This is a genomic window from Sphingomonas panni (genome assembly GCF_022664435.1).
GTDB classification, from domain to species: domain Bacteria; phylum Pseudomonadota; class Alphaproteobacteria; order Sphingomonadales; family Sphingomonadaceae; genus Sphingomonas; species Sphingomonas panni.
In genome coordinates this window covers 537,365-554,602 of the sequence record NZ_JAKREU010000001.1, presented here as the reverse complement: position 1 = coordinate 554,602, position 17,238 = coordinate 537,365, and the positions used below count along the sequence as shown (strand labels likewise).

Below are 17,238 nucleotides of genomic sequence, written 5' to 3'. Positions count from 1 at the left end.
GGGATGACGGTAGAGGTAGGTCAACGCCCTTTCCCTCCCGCGTTCCAGCCTCTAGAGACACGAAACCGGCCGGAGCGACGCTCCGGCCGCAATTTTGTTACGTGTGAAACCAGAGGAAGATATGACCGAACCGCTCCGCGTCGCCATCGCCGGCCTTGGAACCGTGGGCGCGGGGGTCATTCGGCTGATCGAAACCAATGGCGAGCTGATCGCGCGGCGTGCCGGTCGTCCGATCGAGGTCGTCGCGGTATCGGCGCGCGACCGCTCGCGCGACCGGGGCGTCGACCTGTCGCGCTACCAATGGGTCGATGACACCGCCGCGCTGGTCCATGCCGGCGATGCCGATGTCGTGGTCGAACTGATCGGCGGTTCGGACGGCCCGGCACTGACGCTGGCGCGGGGCGCGCTGTCGGCGGGCAAGAGCTTCGTCACCGCGAACAAGGCGATGATCGCGCATCACGGCCTCGAACTCGCCAAGGCCGCCGAGGCAAAGGGCGTCGCGCTGAAGTTCGAAGCGGCGGTGGCTGGCGGCGTGCCGGTCATCAAGGGCCTGCGCGAAGGCGCGGCGGCGAACGAGATTTCGCAGGTCTTCGGCATCCTCAACGGCACCTGCAACTTCATCCTGTCCAAGATGGAGAGCGAAGGCCGCGATTTCGCCGAGGTGCTGGCCGAGGCGCAGGCACTGGGCTTTGCCGAGGCGGACCCGAGCTTCGACATCGATGGCGTCGATGCCGCGCACAAGCTGTCGATCCTCGCCAGCATCGCGTTCGGCACGCAACCGGCGTTCGATGCGGTCGCGGTGACCGGTATCCGCCACGTGCTGGCCGCCGATATCGCGGAGGCGGCAGCTTTGGGCTATCGCATCCGCCTGGTCGGCGTGGGCGAGGCCGGGCCGCACGGCCTGTTCCAGCGGGTACATCCGCATCTGATTCCGCTCGACCATCCGCTGGCGCATGTCACCGGCTCGCTGAACGCCGTGGTGGCCGAGGGCAATTTCGTCGGACGGCTGTTCTTCCAGGGGCGCGGGGCAGGTGACGGGCCGACCGCCAGCGCGGTGGTCGCCGACCTGATCGACATCGCCCGCGGCGAATTCGGCCCGCCCTATGCCATGCCCGCCGCCTCGCTGGCTGCCGCCGCGCCCGAATCGGCAGGCGAGCGGCGCGGGCGGGCCTATGTCCGGTTGCAGGTCGCGGACAAGGTCGGCGTGCTGGCCGAAATCGCCGCCGCGATGCGCGACGCCGGCGTCTCGATCGAAAGCCTGATGCAGCGCGGCGCCAATGCCGATGGCAGCGTGCTGGTGGCGATCGTCACCCATGAAGGCCCGGAACGCTGCGTCGCGGCGGCGTTGGAGAAGCTGGAAAGCTCGGTCAGCGTGCTGGGCAAGCCGATGTGGATGCACGTTCTGGGCGGGTAGACGCGCCCTTTTCTCGCATGAGCCGTCGTCCCAGCGCAGGCTGGGACCTTCGGCGGCGAGGCGCGCGCCGTAGATAACCGGGAGAGCCCAGCCTGCGCTGGGATGACGTTCGCGGCGACGGGAAACAACGATCGGCATCCCCGCACGGACGGGGCCGCAGGCCAGGAACAATAAGCCCAGAACCCGGCTATGGCCCTTCGCCTACGCCGGGGTGAGCCACCGAGTGTCGGAACGCCTTATGGCAGCGGAATCGCCGATTCCGCCCGCGCCCGTGCGCGCCGTTCCGCCCGCGCCGCATTTGCGCGCTGGATGAAGCAGCCGGTCTGGCCGCCGACACCGGCGGTCGAGCAGCTGCCGGTCCCGCTGCCGCCGACGTTCAGATTATCCTCTACCCGCGTCGCCCAGCTTTCGCCGTCGCGGGTCGGTTCGACGTCGCGCAGTTCCTTCGGGATGCGGAAGCGTTCGCGTTCGCTGCGGCGGACGCAGACCACGATTTCCTCGCCGCTCGAATTGGTCGGGCATTTGTCGTTGCCATAGATGACCAGCGTGCCGTTCTGGACCTGCGCGGCGGCGGGCGCGACGGGCAGGGTGAAGGCGGCGAAAACGGCGGCACCGGCCAGAAGAAAGCGGGTCATCAGGTCCTCCTGCCGGGGTAACGCCCGGTCGGTCAAATACGTTTCGAAACTTCGATGGCGACGCGGCACCCCGCGCGGATCGCCGCCGACAGCACGGGATAGGCGGGCGCGCGTTCGGCACCATGCGCCAGCGCCGCTTCCTTATGCTCCAGTTCCTCTGCCTGGAACCTTGCAATGGCTTCGCTTAACTCGGGATGATCGTCGCCCAGTTCGGCGAGCTGATCCTCATAATGTTTGTCGATTTCGGTTTCGACCGCCGCGGTGCAGGCCATCGCTGCCTCCGGCCCGATCGCCGCCGTCACAGCGCCCAGCGCAAAGCCCGCCACGTCCCAGATCGGCTGGATCAGCGTAGGGCGCACGCCGCGTTCCGCGATCAGCGCGTCGAAATAGGCGCGGTGTTCCGCCTCCTGCAATGCCATGCCCTGAATCGCGGCCGACATCGGACTGCGGTCGCCCATCACTGCAAGCTGCCCGGCATAGATGCGGGTCGCGCCATATTCGCCCGCCTGATCGACGCGGATCATCGATTTCAGCCCGCCGGGCCTGCGGTCACCGGGTCGCCACTTGCTCATGTCCGCCTCCGTGTCGCGAGGATGAGTACCGCCAACGCACCACCGATCGAAAGGATCGCGTTGAATCCGGCCAGCGACACCCCGAACAGCGACCATTGCGGCACGTCGCAGCGCACCACCGGCTGTGCCACGATCGCCGCCAGCAGGTCGCCGCCGGTCGCGTGCAGCGTGTTGGCGCAGGCGGTGATCCCCTGCCACCAATGATATTCGACGCCGGCATGGAACACACCGATCAGCCCGCTGACGAGGATCGCCACCCCGGCCAGCACGATCAGCGCCCGCTTGCCCGACGTGCGCGGCACGACGAACGACAGCGCGGCAAGCGCGATGGCGGCATAATGCGGCCAGCGCTGCCAATGGCACATCTCACACGGATACAACCCGCCCAGATATTGCGACGCCAATGCCCCCGCGATCAGCGTCAGCGGCAGGAGCAGCGCGATCCAGCGCGCCAGCGGCAGGTCGTTGGCCCGCATTGGATCAGCGCTTTGCCGGCTTGGGAGCCGGGGCCGCCGCCATCCGCGTGGTCGGCCCGACCCGGCCCATCGTCTGCAGCGCGTAATAGAGCTGGAAATCGTCGATGCCGCGCTTCTTGAGCGATTCGGCGCTTTCGGCGAAGCGTGGATCGTCCTTCGTATCCTCGGTCAGCGTCTTGTCGTCGACCCCGGCCTCGTTGACGAGATGGCGGCGCAGATCGGCCTCGCGGTACACCGGGCGGCTCTTGTAATCGGGGTCCGAAATCTGCGGCACCTTCAGGTCGGGATCGATGCCCCCTTCCTGCACCGACCGGCCCGACGGCGTGTGATAGCGCGCCGTGGTCAGGCGGACGGCGGTGTTCTTCGACAGGTCGAAGATCGACTGGACCGATCCCTTGCCGAAGCTGCGTTCGCCCATCACGATCGCACGGTGATGATCCTGCAGCGCGCCGGCGACGATTTCCGACGCCGATGCCGTGCCCGGATTGGTCAGCACGATGATCGGCAGCCCCTGCGCCAGGTCGCCCGGGACCATTTCCTCGGCGAAATAGCGTTCGGTATCGGCCTTGTCGCGCCCGCGCTGCGACACGATCTCGCCGCGCGCGAGGAAGGTGTCGGACACCTCGATCGCCTGGTTCAGCAGGCCGCCGCCATTGTCGCGCAGGTCGATGATATAGCCCTTGGGCTTGTGGCCCAGCGCCTTGTCGATCCCGGCGATCGCCGCGCGGGTATCGGCACCGGTCGTCTCGCTGAAGGTGTTGATGTTGATGACGCCGATGCCGTCCTTCACTTCCCACTTCACCGGCTTCTGCACGATCGTGCTGCGCACCAATGTCAGCTCGATCGGCTTGTCGCGGCCCGGGCGGACGATGGTCAGCGATACCTTCGACCCCGTCGGTCCGCGCATCTGCGCGACCGCTTCGTCCAGCGTGCCGCCGACGATCAGCTTGCCGTCGACATGGGTGATATAGTCGCCCGACTTGATGCCCGCGCGCGCCGCCGGCGTATCCTCGGTCGGGGTGATGACCTTGACCGCGCCGTCCTCCAGCGTGACCGACAGGCCGAGGCCCGAATAATTGCCGGTCGTGGCGATGCGCAGATTCTCGAAATCCTTGGCATCCAGATAGCTGGAATGCGGGTCGAGCGCGGCGAGCATGCCCCGCATCGCGCCCTCCATCAGCGTCTTGTCGTCGACCTTGTCGACATAGGACGCCTTCACCCGGTTATAGACGTCCATGAAATTGTCGAGTTCGCGGAAGCTGCCGGCATCGGCCTGCGCCATCGCACCGGTGGCGACGGGAACCAGTGCCATCGCGCCGACGATGGCGGTGGCTTGGAAGAACGAACGGGACCTACGCATAAACGCTTGGATGCTTTCGACTGCGGTACGTTTGTCACAGTAGCGGCAAAACGTGCTGCGATCAAAGCGCTGTCTCGCCGGTACCGCTATCGAGCCAGCATCCGGGCGGTGCCGTCACCCCGCGTTCAACCCGGGGTGACGGCAGCACATTCCGATCTTTCCGCAGCCATCGGGCCTCAGAATGCCGACCAGTCGTTCTCCTCCACGGCCAGCGCGGCGTTGCCGACCGTGCGCGGTCGCATCGGCACGACGGTGCCGGCCTTGGACGGTGGCGCTGCGTGCGGTGCGCGCGACGGCGGGGCGATGCGATGGCCGGTATCGCCCAGGCGGAAGCTGGTGATCTGTCGCGCCATGCCGTCGGCATCGGCGGCGAGGTTGCGCACCGCCGCCGTCGCTTCCTCGACCATCGCCGCATTCTGCTGCGTCATGCCGTCCATTTCCGACACGGCGGTATTGATCTGATGCAGGCCCGTCGCCTGACGCTCCGCCGACGATGCGATGCTGGCGACCAGTTCGTCGATCTGCCCGATGCGGTTGATGATGCGGGTCAGCGCCTCGCCCGTGTCGACGACCAGCTGTACCCCGGAGTCGATCTGGCTCGACGATGCGGTGATGCGGGTCTTCACGTCCTTCGCCGCGTCGGCCGAACGCTGCGCCAGCGCGCGGACCTCGCTGGCGACGACCGCAAAGCCCTTGCCCGCATCGCCGGCACGCGCCGCTTCCACCCCGGCGTTCAGCGCGAGGAGGTTGGTCTGGAACGAGATGCCGTCGATCACGCTGATGATATCGCTGATTTCCGCCGAGGCGCGTTCGATGCCGTGCATTGCCTCCACCGCGCGGCGGACGATCTCGCCCGACTGGTCGGCTTCGGCGCGCGCTTCGCCGACGATCCGGTTCGCCTGCGCCGCGCCGGCGGCGGTTTCGCGGACGGTCGAGGTGATCTCGTCCATTGCCGCGGCGGTCTCCTCCAGGCTTGCCGCCTGCTGTTCGGTGCGCTGCGACAGGTCGTCCGACGCCTGGCGAATGTCGTCGGCGCCGTTGTTGATGCTGCTGGCCGCTTCGGTCACGGTGGCGAGCGTCGATTGCAGCGCGGCGACGGCGGCGTTGAAGTCCGCCTTGATCCGGGCGAACGGGCCGGTCAGATCGGCATCGACTCGCGAGACGAGATCCCCCTTGGCCAGCCGCGCCAGCGCGGTGCCGAAGCTGTCGACGATCAGCGTCGTCTGTTCCTCCTTGGCGCGCTCCGCCGCGATCAGCTGGTCGCGCAACGCCTGGGTCGCGCCGGCCAGCTGGCCCAGCTCGTCGCGGCGGTGGCCGGCGGGAATGGCGACCGCCATGTCGCCCGACGTCATGCGCTTCAGCGTATCGACCAGCGCCAGCAGCGGCCCCACCACGAAACGGCGGGTCGCAACGCCGATGGCGAGGATCACGGCCAGCGTCGCCGCCGTCGTGATCGCCAGCAGGATGTTGGCCATCCGGGCAATGGCATTCGCTTCGGCGGTGACCTCGGCCAGATGGGCCTCGATCGCGTCGGACACCCTATTCATGCCGCCTTCCAGCTTTTCGAACGCCGTCAGGAAGCCCGGCAGCAGCGCGCCGGCGCGTGCCGGATCGGCGGCGGCGGCATCGGCGATGTCCTCCGCGGTCGCGACATAGGTCTCGACCAGCGGCTGGATGGCGCGCGCCTGTGCCGCGACCGCCGGAGCGTCGGCATAGGCGGCATCGGCCGCCAGCGCCTTCCGCAGCGCCGTCGCATCCTCGCGTAGCGCCTGCCGATTCGCCGCAAGATCGAGATCCCCGGCCGATGCCGCGCGCAGCACCGACAGGACGTCGCCCCGCACCGCGTCGTGCATCATGTCGGCGGTCATGTGGTTGCGCAGCAGCGACGTCCCGCGGGTGACGCTGGCGCGTGCCTCGCCCTGACCGCCGTTCGACCAGACCCTGGCCCCCGCCGATGCCAGTACCAGCAATGCGATCGTGGCGATCGCCGCCAGTACCATCCGATTGATCGAGTGCATGGGCTTCCCTCCGAATCTGTATTCGGAACGTTGTGTACACCATCGGATAATATACGGTTACGCGGACCTTTACGCTTTGGTCACAGCATTGCCGCCAAGTCGACCGGCACGCCGCGCCGCCGCAGTTCGATCGTGACCGGGGGACCGTCCCCATCCGGCGCACGACCGATCGGGGTACCGGCAGCCACCCGCGCATCGACTGGTCCGACGCTGGCGGCAAGGCCGGTGACGGTCGTCGTCCAGCCATCGCCATGGTCGAGGATCACGATCCGGCGATAGCCGCGAAACCGCTTGCTGAACGCGATCCGGCCCGGTGCGGGCGCGACCACGACCGCCCCGGGCGCAACCGTCAGGGTCAGGCCGCGCGCCCGCACGCCGCTGTCGCTGATCTCACCGAACCCGGTCGCGACGACGCCCTTGACCGGCAGGCGATAGGCGGGCGGGGGCAGGGGGCGTGCATCGCTGTCGGGACGCGGCAGCGGGCCGGGCAGCGCGGCCAGCGCGGCGCGGGTGTCGCGCGCTTCGCCCAGTTCCTCTAGGCGGTCGACGATGTCGCGCGCCTGTTCGCCCATGGCGATCGCCCGATCCGATTCGACCATCGCCCCGCGCGCCAGCTCGCGCGATCGCAGCCGCTGCGCCGCCTCCGCCCGGACCAGTGCCAGGCGTTCGCCCTCCAGCCGCGCGTTGCTGGCCGCCAGCGCCGACAGCGCGACCCCGGCCTGCGACCGCAGGCGCGCCGCATCGGCCACCCCGGCGCGCACGGCGGCGGTACGCTGCTGCATCACCGGCACCACCGTTCCCAGCACGGCGCGGACATGGACCAGATCGTCGGTCGATCCCGGCTGCGCCACCGCCAGCCAGGCCGGCCGGGTTGCGAGCGACTGCAGCGCCCCGACCAGTCGCGCGACCGGTGCCTGCCGCGCCGCCAGTTCGGTGCGACGGCGGTTGAGCAACTCCCCGATCAGCGCGACGCGGGCCTGTGCCGCCTGGGCGTCCGCCTCCGCCGCAGCAATCCGCGCGGCCAGCGCCGCCTGTGCCGCCCGCGTCCGTTCCGCCCCGGCGCGCGCCGCACGTGCCGCCTGTTCGAGTCGCCGCGACCGGGCTGCCGCCTCCACGGCGGTGCGGCGCGCGATCGACAGCCGTTCGCGACCCGCCGCGACCGGATCGTCTCGTCCCCACGCCGCCGCCCCCGCCAGCGCGGCCAGCGCGGCGATCAGGGCGACCGCACGCCTCATCCTTCGCGGTGATAGGGGTGGCCGGCCAGGATGCTCGCCGCGCGCCACAATTGTTCGGCCAGCATCGCGCGGGCCATCAGATGCGGCCAGGTCGCCTTGCCGAAGGCGAGCAACAGGTCGGCCTGCGCCCGCTGTGCATCGTCGAAGCCGTCGGCCGCGCCCAGCAGGAACCGCGTCTCGCGCACGCCATCGTCGCGCCAGCGGCCGAGCTGCGTCGCGAACGCCATCGACGGCAGGTCGCGACCCTTTTCATCCAGCATCACGATGCGCGTGCCCGGTTCGACCGGTGGCACCTTGCCCCCGGTATCGGGCAGTTCGGTAATCTTCGTCGGCCAGCTGACGCGCTTGAGATAGCGCTCGATCAGCTCGGCTTCGGGACTGCGCCCGATCCGCCCGCGCGCGACGATATGCAGCAGCACGGGCGGGTTCGGATCAGGCGTGCGCGGTCGGGTTCAGCGTGTCGCCGAACGCCCACATCCGCTCCAGATTGTAGAAGGTGCGCACTTCGGGACGGAACAGATGGACGATCACGTCGCCGGTATCGATCAGCACCCAGTCGGCGGTCGGCAGCCCTTCGATGCGCGACGGACGACCGAATTCGGCCTTCACCCGCTCGGCCAGCTTCTGCGCCATCGACGCCACCTGCCGGCTCGACCGGCCGCTGGCGATCACCATGTAGTCGGCGATGCTCGATTTGCCGGCGAGCGGGATCGACACCGTTTCGACCGCCTGGTCGTCGTCGAGGCTGGCCAGCACCATGCGGTGCAGCGCTTCGGTTTCGTTCATGGCATCGGTCGGGTCGGTAGGGGTCGGCAAGTTCATCAGCTTTCAGGGGCCTGTGCGCCGGACCGGTCGGGCGGAATTGCCCGAAGGTGCCAGGCGGGATCGGCGGCGCGGATCGCGGTCGCCGACGTCGGATCGGGACGGAAGCGCAAACGGACCAGTGCCGGCAAACTCCACATCGTCCATCGTTTCGCCTGGCCTGCGGGCCGCGCATGGCGCCGCAACCAACCCATCGCAGGACTAGCGAGGGCACGTCCGTCATAGCCCGGACGCGCGATTACCGCAATCGCCACCGTCCGCGCGATCCCGCGCCAGTCGCGCCAGCGGTGAAACTCGGCCAGATTGTCCGCGCCCATCAACCAGATGAAGCGATGCTGCGGGTACAGCCGCACCAGCTTGCGCAAGGTATCGACGGTATAGCGGGTGCCCAGCCGTCGTTCGATCGCGGTCGGCCGGATCGGCGCATGGCGCGCCACCCGCTGTGCCGATGCCAGCCGCGCCGCCAGCGGCGCCATGCCAGCGGCGGGCTTCAGCGGATTGCCCGGCGACACCAGCCACCACACCTCGTCCAGCGCCAGCGCGCGCTTCGCCGCCAGCGACACCCGGCGATGGCCGCGATGCGCCGGGTTGAACGACCCGCCGAGCAGCCCGATCGCCTTGGCCTTCAAGGCCGGGTCTGCCCGCTGCCCCGCACGATCCACTTGTACGTCGTCAGCCCCTCCAGCGCGACCGGCCCGCGAGCGTGCAGCCGTCCGGTGGCGATGCCGATCTCCGCGCCCAGCCCGAACTCGCCGCCATCGGCGAACTGGGTAGAGGCGTTCCACATCACGATCGCCGAATCGACCCGCGCCAGGAAATGCTCGGCGGTCGCGGCATCTTCCGTGATGATCGCATCGGTATGGTGCGACCCATGCGCGGCGATGTGCGCGATCGCGTCGTCGACGCCGTCGACCAGCTTCACCGACAGGATCGCGTCGAGATATTCGGTGTCCCAGTCGTCTGCGTTCGCCTCCAGGATATCGGGATGCAGCGCCTGTACCTCGGCATCGCCGCGTAATTCGCAGCCAGCGGCGATCAGCCCGGTCAGGATCGGCAGCGGATCGGCATAGGCACGGTCAATCAGCAACGTCTCGGTCGCGCCGCACACGCCGGTCCGGCGCAGCTTCGCATTGACCACCACCGCCTGCGCCATCGCCGGGTCGGCCGCACGATCGACATAGCTGTGGTTCAGGCCGTCGAGATGCGCCAGCACCGGCACCCGCGCCTCGGCCTGCACCCGCGCGACCAAGCTCTTGCCGCCGCGCGGGACGATCAGGTCGATCATCCCCTCCGCCGCCAGCATAGCCCCGACCGCGGCACGATCGGTCGTCTGGATCAGCTGCACCGCGCCCTCGGGCAGGCCGGCGCTCGCCAGCCCGCGCGCCATCGCGGCATGGATCGCGCGGTTGCTGTGAATCGCCTCGCTCCCGCCGCGCAGGATCGCGGCATTGCCCGCCATCACCGCCAGCGCGCCGGCATCGGCGGTGACGTTGGGCCGGCTTTCATAGATGATGCCGATCACCCCGATCGGCACCCGCACCCGGGTCAGCGTCAGTCCGTTGGGCCGTTCGCTGCGATCGATCACGTCCCCCACCGGATCGGGCAGCGCCGCCACCGCCTCGACCCCCGCCGCCATCGCCGCCAGTCGGGCGGGATCGAGCCGCAACCGGTCGAGCATCGCGCCCGAACGGCCATTCGCCTCGGCCGCGGCAATGTCCTGCGCGTTGGCGGCGAGAATTACGTCGGCTTCCGCCCGGATCGCCGCGGCGGCGGCGCGCAGGGCGGCGGCCTTCGCAGCGGTTGGCGTCACGGCCAGCGTCTGTGCTGCGGTGCGGGCGGACCGGCCCAGTGCGGCCAGGAAGGAGGGCGAAACGGCGTCGGCAGTCATGCGGGCGTCATCGCCCAAGCCGGCCACGAGGTCCAGCATTGTTCGCCCCACAAAAAAGGGGGCGGCCCATATGGACCGCCCCCCGATGTGCCGGGCAAACCCGATCAGAAGGTAACGCGCGCACCCGCGTAGAACGACCGACCGTCGATCGAATAGACGCCGCTGTTCGAACTCGTACCAGTCAAGCCATAGGGCGGCAGCGTATCGAGAATGTTGTCGATACCCGCGAACAGGCGGAAACGATCGCTCGCCCGGACACCCAGCTGGATGTTGTGGTAGAAGGTGCTGGGATACCATTTGAACGGGAAGGCGTCCGCGTTGGTCGGCTGACGACCCTGCCACGAGAACTGCGTTTCCCATGCACCGACCGTCATCTTGTCGATGAAGCGAACGTCGTAGCCGAAGTCGAAATTCTTGTGGCGGACGTCGAAGCTGTAATTAGCCTGCCATTGGGGATCGCCCAGCGTGCCGTGCAGACGGGTCGAGCGCGTCAGTTCGTTGATGAACAGGTACGATTCGCGCTTCTGCAGCCAGCTGAGCAGCAGTCGCGTCGAAATGTTGAAGTCCCCGATCTCGCGACGATAGCCGAGCTCGACGTCGATGCCCGAGGTCTTGAGCATCGCATAGTTGAACGGCTGGTTCAGGAAGCCCGGACCGGTGACGGCAAGCTGCGAATTCGATGCAGCGACCCCGTCGAGGGTCCGGCCGTTCTGGCCGGCAAAGGTATAGTCGCCGATCGTACCCGGTGCGCTGCGACGGAAGACCGCCGAGCAGAACGGATTGTTGATGCCGACCGGGTCGTCGTAGCAGCGGTCGATGATGCCCTGGCCCGACAGGCCCGAGATCACGTTCTCCACCTTGATGTTGTAATAATCGACGGTGAGCGAGAAGCCGGGCAGGAACCGCGGTTCGAACACGGCGCCCAGCGTTAGGCTCTTGCCGACTTCGGGCTGGAGGTTGAGGTTGCCCTGGTTGAAGCCCGACAGGCCCGACGGCAGGGTGTTGACCCACGGGATGGTCCGCGTGACACCGGCATCGTCGACATAGGTGAGCGTGGTAGGAACACCCGCCGCGGCGCAGTTGCGGGCGCGGTTCGGATTCGACGTGATCGGGTTGCCTTGGCTGCAGGGATCGACGAGGCCGTTGGCGAAGGTCTGTGCCCGGGTCTGGTACAATTCGCCCAGATTGGCCTGACGGACCGAACGCGCATAGCTTGCGCGCAGCCGCAGCCCGCGGAACGGCGACCAGATGCCGCCATAGTTATAGGCCCAGACGCCCTTGTCGGCCGTGCTGTATTTCGAATAGCGGCCGGCGCCTTCCAGCGTCAGTTCGCGGATCAGCGGCAGGTCGGCTAGTAGCGGGATGCGAACTTCGCCGAAGCCTTCGTACAGTTCGACGGCGGGCGGATCGAAGGTCGCCGCGCTGTTCAGGAACGTCTGGCCCGACTGGGTGATCGGATCGAACGCCGAATAGGCGTCCTCGCGACGATATTCCGCACCGACCGACGCCGCGATCGCACCGCCCGGCAGCTTGAAGAAGCCGGAGGTGTCGCCCGAGATGAAGCCGAGCGCGTCGATCTGCTCGGCCCACTGCTTGCGCGACGAGGTGTAGAGGACATAGTCCTTGCCCGCCTGGGAGATGTTGCCTTCGCCGAACAGGTTGATCGGTACGCAGCCCGGCATGTCGTTGGTAGTGTTAGTGTCGGCGTTCACCCGGCAAACGATCTGGCCGGCCGCGTTGCGAACCGCGTCCTTCGCCGCATTGAAGCGCGCGACCAGCACGTTGCCGCCCGTTTCGTAGTAGGTCGAGGTCCGGCCGTAGTTCGCCGCGATTTCGTAGCGGACGTTGCCGGTCGACGACAGGTCGCCACGGAAGCCGCCGACGAAGCGGTAGGTTTCGCGCAAATGCTCTTCCGACCGGGTGCCGAGGTCGTTGTTGAACCGCTGCATGGTGAAGGCGGCGGTGGTCGACGTCGTGCCTAGGATCGTCTGAAGGGTCTGGCGCGCCTGATTCGACAGGAACGCGTTGTCGAGGGTGAAGCTCGGCGACAAGGTGCCGGCGACGAAGGTAGGCTGGGTCGAGGTCTGGTTCGCGGTGATGCGGACGTACTTGCCTTCGAAGAACGGCTCGAATGCAGACGACACCTGATAGTTCAGGAGCAGGTTCGCCGCATAGCGATCGAGGCCGGGCAGCAGCATTGCGCCTTCCAGGCCGGTCGCGGTCAGGCCGCCGAAGCGCCCGCCGCCGTTCGGACGCAGGTCGGTCGTCGGACGATCGCGTACCAGCGTGCCGTCGGGCAGGAACACATAGTTGTCCGACAGTTCGGCACCCGAAGTCGGGCTGCGACCGCCGGTGCAGACCGCCGAACGACGGTTCAGGACCAGCGGGTTGTTCTGGTTGGCGTTGGTCAGCGCGATACAGCTGGTCGCAACGGTGCCGCCGAGCGAGATCGAGCCGAACCGGCTGCCGCCGACGATCGTGCCACCAGGATACGGACCGCCATTGACGCCGATGAAGGTGGTGTCCGGAATGCCGTCACCCGCCGCCGGTTCGTTGACCAGCACGCCATTGACGAGGCGGCTGGTCGCCTGCGTCGTGTAGAAGCCGGGCGCGCCGGTATAGGCGCCGGTCTGGTCGTTGCGGTCGGCCATCAGGAGCGTTTCCTGATGCGCATATTCAAGCGCGACGGCGATGTTCAGGCGGTTGTCGAGGAAGTTCTTGCCCGCGACCAGGTTGATGGTCTGCGATCCGCGATCGCCACGATCGGTCACGCCGCCCTGCACACGCAGGTCGACGCCTTCAAAATCGCGCTTCAGGATGAAGTTCACGACGCCCGAGATCGCGTCCGAACCGTACACCGCCGACGAACCGCCGGTTACGACGTCGACCTTTTCGAGCAGGGCATTCGGAATGGTGTTGACGTCAACGGTATAGGCGCCCGGTGACGAGGTGACGTGGCGACGTCCGTTGACGACGACCAGCGTTCGTGCGGTGCCCAGACCGCGCAGATCGAGCGAGTTGATGCCGGCGGTGCCGATGAACTGGGTCGAGTTCGCCTGCGTCGTGGTCGAGCGGAACTGCGGCAGGCGGCTGATTTCGTCACCCAGCGACAGGTTGGCGGTGTCGAACAACTCCTGCGCAGACACCGACGTCACGGGCACGGTCGTGTCGAGGTTCGGGCGCGCGATACGCGATCCGGTGACAGTAATGACTTCGCCCTGTTCGCCATCGGCGGCAGGCTTCGGGCAAGTGCCGTCGGCATTGCGCTCCTGCGTCGTGCAGTCTTGCGTATTGATCTCGGAGGGAAGCTCGCTCGACTGTGCGAAAGCGGCGTGCGGAAGCGACGCGGCGCTGACAAGCGCAGTCGCCGCCAGGAAGCGGTTAATTTTCATGTTTTGCCCCGTTTTGCCCGATACAACCGTACCGGATTGCCGCCAGAAAATATTGGTCCAGCGAACGAGGCAAGACACGTCAGCGCACCAACCGACAATAGAAACATGAATGTGGCATGAATGTCACATTATAGTAATGTCATATTGGTGCGCCGCGTGAAAGTGTAATTTATGAGCGAGATTGTGTAATTAAATTATCCGAGAACGTTCCGTTACAAACGCCCTGACCGCTCCACGCACATCGCAATTCCCATGCCGCCGCCGATGCACAGCGTCGCCAAGCCTTTCTTCACATCGCGGCGCTTCATCTCGTACAGCAGAGTCGTCAGCACGCGCGCACCCGATGCGCCGATCGGGTGGCCGATGGCGATCGCGCCGCCGTTGACGTTCACCTTGTCCGCGGTCCAGCCCATGTCCTTGCCGACGGCGAGTGCCTGTGCGGCAAAGGCTTCGTTGGCTTCGACCAGATCGAGGTCGTCAACGCTCCAACCGGCCTTTTCCAGCGCGCGGCGCGAGGCGGGGACGGGGCCGATGCCCATGATCGACGGGTCGACGCCGGCGGTCGCCCAGCTCTTGATCGTGGCGAGCGGTTCGAGACCGCGCTTGGCGGCTTCGTCGGCCGACATCACCACCAGCGCGGCGGCACCGTCGTTCAGGCCCGATGCGTTGGCGGCGGTGACGGTACCGTCCTTCTTAAACGCAGGGCGCAGGCCCGACACCCCGTCGAGGGTCGCGCCGGCACGGATATATTCGTCCTGGTCGACCACGGTGTCACCCTTGCGGCCCTTGATCGTGACCGGGGCGATCTCGTCCTTGAAACGACCCTCGGCGCGGGCGGCTTCGGCGCGGTTCTGCGAGCGGACGGCGAATTCATCCTGCTCGCCACGGGTCAGTTCATATTGCGCCGCCAAATTCTCGGCGGTGATGCCCATGTGATAGCCGTTGAAGACATCGGTCAGGCCGTCCTTGATCATGGTGTCGATCATGGTGCCGTCGCCCATCTTGGTGCCCGCACGCAGCTGCACCGCGTGCGCGGCGAGCGACATGCTTTCCTGTCCTCCCGCGACCACGATCGTCGCATCGCCGGTCTGGATCGCCTGTGCCGCCAGCGCGACCGCGCGCAGGCCCGATCCGCACACCTGGTTGATGCCCCATGCCGGCACTTCCTTCGGAAGGCCTGCCGCCATCGATGCCTGGCGCGCCGGGTTCTGGCCATGGCCGGCGGTCAGCACCTGCCCGAGGATCACTTCCGACACGTCCTCCGGCGCGACACCGGCCTGATCCAGCGCGGCGGCGATCGCCTGCCGGCCCAGTTCATGCGCCGGCACGGTGGCGAAGGCCCCGAGGAAGCTGCCGACGGGGGTGCGCTTGGCGGCAACGATCACGACTTCGGACATGGGCAATCCTTCTCCCTAACGGTTCGGGTGTTCTCTACTGCGGGACACGTCGCTTAGCCAGTGCGCAAGCGGTTCCCACAGGACGCTGCGCCCGCGCCGACCGACGATCATGCCGACATGCCCCGCCGGCACGATCCGCCGGTCGGGCAGGCCGATGGCGCTGTCGGCGGGAACGATGCGATCGTCCTGCGCGACGAACTCGACCATCGGCACGGGGGCACGCGACGCGACGATCCGGTCGCCGACCCGCCAGCGTTCCCGGCCGGGAAGGTCGGCATCGAACAGGTCGTCGAACAGCTCGCGCCCCGCAGCATAGGGGATCGGCGCGCCACCATTGGCCCAGTCCTCCAGCGCAACGAACGCCTGCGCCGCCGCACTTGTCGGATCGAGGTCGGCAAACCGGACGAATTTCTCGACGGTGCGCGCCGGATCGATCTGCCAGAACATCGACTGCAGCAATTCCATCGGCAGCAGGCCCAGTCGCTCGGCGGTCGGCTGCGCAGCGGTCCACATATCGGCAATCGCCGCACGCCCCGCTTCGCCGAACCCGTCGAAGCGCCAAGGCGTCGCGATCAGCGCGATGCCGGCGACGGGCGCGAAGGCGGCGGCGGCCAGCGCGATGGTCCCGCCCAGGCAATAGCCGACCAGCAACGGCGCGTCGTTCAGCGCGCCGCATAGCCGCGCTACCACTTGCGCATGATCCCCCAAGTCCATCGCCCGGTCCTCGGGCGTCGGCGCGCCCCAGTCGACCAGCAGTACCCGCAGCCCCTGTCCCGTCAGCCAGCGCACCAGCGAATTGTCGGGCGCGAGGTCGAGGACGAACGGCGGATTGATGAGCGATGGGACCACCACCACCGACGGCCCGTCGCCGCCATAATCACGCAGCAGGACGCGGCCATCCCGCGCAACCGCCGCCGGCATGGGGGTGGCGGGCAGGCGTGGCGCGTCCTGATAGGCGCGCAATCCGGCCAGCGCGCGGGCGCGGCGTGCCGGATTATTGTGCGTTTCGCTGCGCAGCATCGACAGAAATAGCGGCAACGGGCGCGGGCCGTGTTGCGGCGCGGTATCAAGCGGTGTACCCATCCTGTCATCTTTCGCGCAAAGGTTTTCCCATGAAGAAGGCAGCGGCCGACGGCAGCCCCGTCATCATCAAGAAATACGCCAATCGCCGGCTGTATAACACCGAGACGTCGTCCTACATCACGCTCGAACACCTGGCGGCGATGACGCGCGAGCATCGCGACTTCAAGGTGGTCGATGCGAAGACCGACGACGACATCACGCACAACGTGTTGACGCAGATCATCATGGAAGAGGAAAGCCGGGGGCAGACGCTGCTGCCGGTCAGCTTCCTGCGCCAGCTCATCACGCTTTATGGCGATTCGATGCAGGCGATGGTGCCGGGCTATCTGGAGGCGTCGATGGACAGCTTCCGCCGCAACCAGGAACAGTTCAAGACCGCGGTCGAGGGTGCCTTCGCCCATTCGCCTTTCGCGGAGATCGCCAAGCGCAACCTCGCGATGTTCGAAGCGGCGGCCCATGCGTTCCAGCCGGGTGCGGCCGGGGCGGCGGGCACCGCGCCGACGCCCGCCCCGACTCCGAACGAAACGCCGGCCAAGACCGACGAAATGGCCGCGCTGCGCGCCGAACTGGCGCGGCTGCAGGACAAGGTCGACAAGCTGGGGTGACTGGGGCGGAGTAGGCGTCTGTTCCTACGCCACCCCGTTCGGTTCGAGCAGCTTCGAGCCTGTCGAGAAGCGGCAGTCGAGAACTTCCGTCCGGCGGAACCCCGTTCTCGATACGCGCTTTCGACTTCGCTCGATCGCTACTCGAACCGAACGGGGTAGGGGATAGGGACGGGGAACGGGCAAGGTATTCCGTGCGCCTTGTCCAACCGTCGAGGCTACCGGAAGGTTGATCCACCCTGTTCGAACAAGCGTCACCCCAGCAAAGGCTGGGGTTTCCCGATAATCGTAGGCTGCGGGAGTCTCCGGGCCGGCGTTTGCGACCTCCAAGCGTCCTCGATGCA

General features: G+C 67.5%; 15 protein-coding genes. 2 read left to right on the top strand and 13 right to left on the bottom strand.

Annotated elements, in window-relative coordinates:
* Positions 1-121 precede the first annotated feature (121 nt).
* A complete protein-coding gene (locus tag MF609_RS02760; RefSeq protein ID WP_242414772.1) occupies positions 122-1,414 on the top strand; it encodes a homoserine dehydrogenase in 1,293 nt (430 codons plus the stop codon).
* A 236-nt stretch (positions 1,415-1,650) separates the two neighbouring features.
* On the opposite strand, the gene MF609_RS02755 is transcribed toward MF609_RS02760, so the two are convergent.
* The 13 genes from MF609_RS02755 to MF609_RS02695 all read right to left on the bottom strand — a co-directional run bounded on the left by MF609_RS02755 (position 1,651) and on the right by MF609_RS02695 (position 16,292).
* A complete protein-coding gene (locus tag MF609_RS02755) occupies positions 1,651-2,049 on the bottom strand; it encodes a hypothetical protein (protein WP_242414771.1) in 399 nt (132 codons plus the stop codon).
* Between the two features lie 32 nt (positions 2,050-2,081).
* Positions 2,082-2,621 (bottom strand): demethoxyubiquinone hydroxylase family protein, encoded by a 540-nt coding sequence (locus MF609_RS02750; protein ID WP_242414770.1) that lies wholly within the window; start codon positions 2,619-2,621, stop codon positions 2,082-2,084.
* Positions 2,618-3,097 (bottom strand): disulfide bond formation protein B, encoded by a 480-nt coding sequence (locus tag MF609_RS02745; RefSeq protein ID WP_242414769.1) that lies wholly within the window; start codon positions 3,095-3,097, stop codon positions 2,618-2,620. Before MF609_RS02745 ends, MF609_RS02750 begins: the two co-directional genes overlap by 4 nt.
* Positions 3,098-3,101: 4 nt before the next feature.
* The gene (locus tag MF609_RS02740; protein ID WP_242414768.1) at positions 3,102-4,457 is read right to left on the bottom strand and encodes a S41 family peptidase; all 1,356 of its coding nucleotides are present in this window, start codon (positions 4,455-4,457) and stop codon (positions 3,102-3,104) included.
* Between the two features lie 176 nt (positions 4,458-4,633).
* Positions 4,634-6,475, bottom strand: coding sequence for a methyl-accepting chemotaxis protein (locus MF609_RS02735; protein ID WP_242414767.1), 1,842 nt, complete (start codon positions 6,473-6,475; stop codon positions 4,634-4,636).
* An 80-nt stretch (positions 6,476-6,555) separates the two neighbouring features.
* Positions 6,556-7,710 carry a murein hydrolase activator EnvC family protein gene (locus MF609_RS19850; RefSeq protein ID WP_277990999.1) on the bottom strand — a complete coding sequence of 385 codons (1,155 nt, stop codon included), beginning with the start codon at positions 7,708-7,710 and terminating at the stop codon, positions 6,556-6,558.
* On the bottom strand, positions 7,707-8,129 hold the full coding sequence (locus MF609_RS02725) for a 23S rRNA (pseudouridine(1915)-N(3))-methyltransferase RlmH (RefSeq protein WP_242414766.1): 423 nt from the start codon (positions 8,127-8,129) through the stop codon (positions 7,707-7,709). The genes MF609_RS19850 and MF609_RS02725 overlap by 4 nt, the downstream gene beginning before the upstream one ends.
* Before the next feature lie 13 nt (positions 8,130-8,142).
* A complete protein-coding gene (gene rsfS, locus MF609_RS02720) occupies positions 8,143-8,496 on the bottom strand; it encodes a ribosome silencing factor (RefSeq protein ID WP_055757643.1) in 354 nt (117 codons plus the stop codon).
* Between the two features lie 35 nt (positions 8,497-8,531).
* Positions 8,532-9,161, bottom strand: coding sequence for a nicotinate-nucleotide adenylyltransferase (locus MF609_RS02715; RefSeq protein ID WP_242414765.1), 630 nt, complete (start codon positions 9,159-9,161; stop codon positions 8,532-8,534).
* Complete coding sequence (locus tag MF609_RS02710; RefSeq protein WP_242415159.1) at positions 9,158-10,420, bottom strand: glutamate-5-semialdehyde dehydrogenase; 1,263 nt, start codon at positions 10,418-10,420, stop codon at positions 9,158-9,160. The genes MF609_RS02715 and MF609_RS02710 overlap by 4 nt, the downstream gene beginning before the upstream one ends.
* Positions 10,421-10,524: 104 nt before the next feature.
* Positions 10,525-13,812, bottom strand: coding sequence for a TonB-dependent receptor domain-containing protein (locus MF609_RS02705; RefSeq protein WP_242414764.1), 3,288 nt, complete (start codon positions 13,810-13,812; stop codon positions 10,525-10,527).
* Between the two features lie 212 nt (positions 13,813-14,024).
* A complete protein-coding gene (locus MF609_RS02700) occupies positions 14,025-15,209 on the bottom strand; it encodes an acetyl-CoA C-acetyltransferase (protein WP_242414763.1) in 1,185 nt (394 codons plus the stop codon).
* 15 nt (positions 15,210-15,224) lie between these two features.
* Positions 15,225-16,292 carry an alpha/beta fold hydrolase gene (locus MF609_RS02695; RefSeq protein WP_242414762.1) on the bottom strand — a complete coding sequence of 356 codons (1,068 nt, stop codon included), beginning with the start codon at positions 16,290-16,292 and terminating at the stop codon, positions 15,225-15,227.
* Between the two features lie 29 nt (positions 16,293-16,321).
* On the opposite strand from MF609_RS02695, the gene phaR reads away from it, so the two are divergent.
* The gene (gene phaR / locus MF609_RS02690; protein WP_242414761.1) at positions 16,322-16,897 is read left to right on the top strand and encodes a polyhydroxyalkanoate synthesis repressor PhaR; all 576 of its coding nucleotides are present in this window, start codon (positions 16,322-16,324) and stop codon (positions 16,895-16,897) included.
* Positions 16,898-17,238: the final 341 nt, after the last annotated feature.

Excerpts from the sequence above, each read along its gene's own strand:
- MF609_RS02760 (WP_242414772.1), top strand. The coding sequence starts at position 122 with ATGACCGAACCGCTCCGCGTCGCCATCGCCGGCCTTGGAACCGTGGGC.
- MF609_RS02755 (WP_242414771.1), bottom strand. The coding sequence starts at position 2,049 with ATGACCCGCTTTCTTCTGGCCGGTGCCGCCGTTTTCGCCGCCTTCACC.
- MF609_RS02750 (WP_242414770.1), bottom strand. The coding sequence starts at position 2,621 with ATGAGCAAGTGGCGACCCGGTGACCGCAGGCCCGGCGGGCTGAAATCG.
- MF609_RS02745 (WP_242414769.1), bottom strand. The coding sequence starts at position 3,097 with ATGCGGGCCAACGACCTGCCGCTGGCGCGCTGGATCGCGCTGCTCCTG.
- MF609_RS02740 (WP_242414768.1), bottom strand. The coding sequence starts at position 4,457 with ATGCGTAGGTCCCGTTCGTTCTTCCAAGCCACCGCCATCGTCGGCGCG.
- MF609_RS02735 (WP_242414767.1), bottom strand. The coding sequence starts at position 6,475 with ATGCACTCGATCAATCGGATGGTACTGGCGGCGATCGCCACGATCGCA.
- MF609_RS19850 (WP_277990999.1), bottom strand. The coding sequence starts at position 7,710 with ATGAGGCGTGCGGTCGCCCTGATCGCCGCGCTGGCCGCGCTGGCGGGG.
- rsfS (WP_055757643.1), bottom strand. The coding sequence starts at position 8,496 with ATGAACGAAACCGAAGCGCTGCACCGCATGGTGCTGGCCAGCCTCGAC.
- MF609_RS02710 (WP_242415159.1), bottom strand. The coding sequence starts at position 10,420 with ATGACTGCCGACGCCGTTTCGCCCTCCTTCCTGGCCGCACTGGGCCGG.
- MF609_RS02705 (WP_242414764.1), bottom strand. The coding sequence starts at position 13,812 with ATGAAAATTAACCGCTTCCTGGCGGCGACTGCGCTTGTCAGCGCCGCG.
- MF609_RS02700 (WP_242414763.1), bottom strand. The coding sequence starts at position 15,209 with ATGTCCGAAGTCGTGATCGTTGCCGCCAAGCGCACCCCCGTCGGCAGC.
- MF609_RS02695 (WP_242414762.1), bottom strand. The coding sequence starts at position 16,292 with ATGGGTACACCGCTTGATACCGCGCCGCAACACGGCCCGCGCCCGTTG.
- phaR (WP_242414761.1), top strand. The coding sequence starts at position 16,322 with ATGAAGAAGGCAGCGGCCGACGGCAGCCCCGTCATCATCAAGAAATAC.